This is a genomic window from Bartonella sp. MU70NMGDW (assembly GCF_042194085.1).
GTDB lineage: Bacteria > Pseudomonadota > Alphaproteobacteria > Rhizobiales > Rhizobiaceae > Bartonella > Bartonella grahamii.
The window spans coordinates 1-1050 of the sequence record NZ_JBHIMK010000396.1 but is presented as its reverse complement, the minus strand read 5'-3'; the positions used below and the strand labels follow the sequence as shown (position 1 = coordinate 1050).

Annotated in this window: 1 protein-coding gene and 1 pseudogene; one reads left to right on the top strand and one right to left on the bottom strand. The window is 34.8% G+C overall.

What is annotated here, in order from left to right:
* Window positions 1–15 precede the first annotated feature (15 nt).
* Window positions 16–259: pseudogene (locus ACFIKE_RS11240) on the top strand (hypothetical protein); the annotation flags it as partial.
* 248 nt (window positions 260–507) lie between these two features.
* Here ACFIKE_RS11240 and ACFIKE_RS11235 read toward each other — a convergent pair.
* Window positions 508–1050 (bottom strand): ribonuclease D (locus ACFIKE_RS11235; protein ID WP_375650020.1); only part of this gene is annotated, 543 nt, incomplete at its 5' end.

Below are 1050 nucleotides of genomic sequence, written 5' to 3'. Positions count from 1 at the left end.
AAAAAAAGCACATGAATTAGCAACACAAATATATTCCGTTTAGGGCGTTCTGTTTTACATGAAGAACGTAAATCCATTAAAAACGTGAGAAACAAAAGCGTGAGGCAATGCGTAATCTCTATTATTTAACAGACATTGCTTTAGATACTTTTGAAAGTCGTAAAGCAGAATTAAAAATGATGGTAAAGATAAGATTTGGTTTTTATATTTACGCCTTCATATTTTTTCCCAATTAGGCTGTGTACTGGTTTCAGAGATTTAGGTCTTCGAACCTACCATATGTTTCAAAACTCTCCTCAAAATTGCTTTTTTCAAATAAAAGCTGTTACAAAAGTAAAAAATATGAATTCGCAAAAGTACTTTGATTACCTAAACTTCAAATGAAATAGCACTTAAGAATTTATTATAACTCTTATCAGAAAAGATGAGAGGATAAAATGCCCATAATGTACAAGCATTTCATCCTCTCACATCAATAATTAACTCCATTAAAAGCCAATTTTAAAGTTAGCTATGCGCAAAAATATCAACTTCCGCCCATCCTAAAAGATCAAGCCTAGCTCTCATAGGCAAAAATTGAAAGCATGCCTTGGCAACATTTTCTCGCTCTTCACGTCTTAAACGTTCTTCAAATATAACCTTTAAACGATGCAAATATAACACATCCGACGCAGCATATTCAATTTGTGCCTGTGATAACGTTTCTGCCGCCCAATCCGAAGATTGTTGCTGTTTAGAAATATTCACATTCAGCAATTCATTACAAATTTCTTTCAAGCCATGACGATCCGTATAAGTACGCGTGAGTTTCGAAGCAATCTTTGTACAAAAAATAGCCTCTGGCATAACACCAAATGTATGCGCTAAAATCGCAAGATCAAAACGCCCAAAATGGAATATTTTGATGACTGCGTTATCTCCAAGAAGCTTGACCAAATTAGGTGCACTCTTTTGTCCTTTAGCAATTTGTATAATATCGGCAGTACCATCTCCAGAAGAAAGCTGAACAACACATAAACGATCACGATGGGGTTGTAACCCTAAAGTTTC